Annotated in this window: 1 protein-coding gene; it reads left to right on the top strand. The window is 57.1% G+C overall.

Features of this window, described 5'->3' with window-relative positions:
- Positions 1–204 precede the first annotated feature (204 nt).
- Positions 205–483: a hypothetical protein gene (locus tag NKJ90_RS33415; RefSeq protein WP_023758552.1), complete on the top strand. Its 279-nt coding sequence runs from the start codon at positions 205–207 to the stop codon at positions 481–483.
- The last annotated feature ends 142 nt before the right edge of the window (positions 484–625 follow it).

Genomic DNA, 625 nt, shown 5'->3' with positions numbered 1-625 from the left:
CCGCTAAACACGGGAGCTGCGCGGCGGACACGCCGACGTCACAGCTACCGCCACGCCATTTCTGCAGAACTTGACGCACACAACTAGGCACGATCTACAAATTCATCATGCAGGGGTTGGGCTAATGGAACGCGCTGGGAACCGAGTTCAGTGATCCACGTTTCCCCAAAGGTCATGCTGAATGACCTAACGACGGAGGAAACAATGAACATGAAAATGCTCACAATGGGCGCGATGGCGCTTGCGATGATGGCGGGCGCCGCAGCTGCTGGCAACACATCCGCACTCGACGATCCGGCAAAGATGTCACCGTTCTTCACGGACGCCGGGATGAAAACGTTGAGGACTGAAAAGGATTTCAAGACCGCATGGATGGCCATGAAGCCCGATGAACAGAAGGCGGTGTTGAAAGACTGCGGCGATACCACGCTTAACAAGTCGCATGCAGAATTCTGCGCGATGGCGAAGAAGATGGGCAGCTAGGCCGACCGTCGAAGGCGGGCACCGGGTCCGCCTTCGAGTTGACAGCGGAACGAAAACCGTCGACCGTGAACAATCCGGCCCCTAAGCGGCGACCGGCTTAGGCCGGAGTTGGAAGAGAGCGATCAAGAGGGACAAAAAACCC

Origin of the sequence: Mesorhizobium sp. M0051 (genome assembly GCF_040323235.1) — a bacterium.
In the GTDB taxonomy this organism is placed as follows: domain Bacteria; phylum Pseudomonadota; class Alphaproteobacteria; order Rhizobiales; family Rhizobiaceae; genus Mesorhizobium.
Note: the sequence above shows the minus strand (reverse complement) of the source record. Positions and strands in the feature narration are given on the sequence as shown.

What these genes read in the sequence shown, in the direction of transcription:
- NKJ90_RS33415 (WP_023758552.1), top strand. Translation starts at nt 205, where the DNA reads ATGAACATGAAAATGCTCACAATGGGCGCGATGGCGCTTGCGATGATG.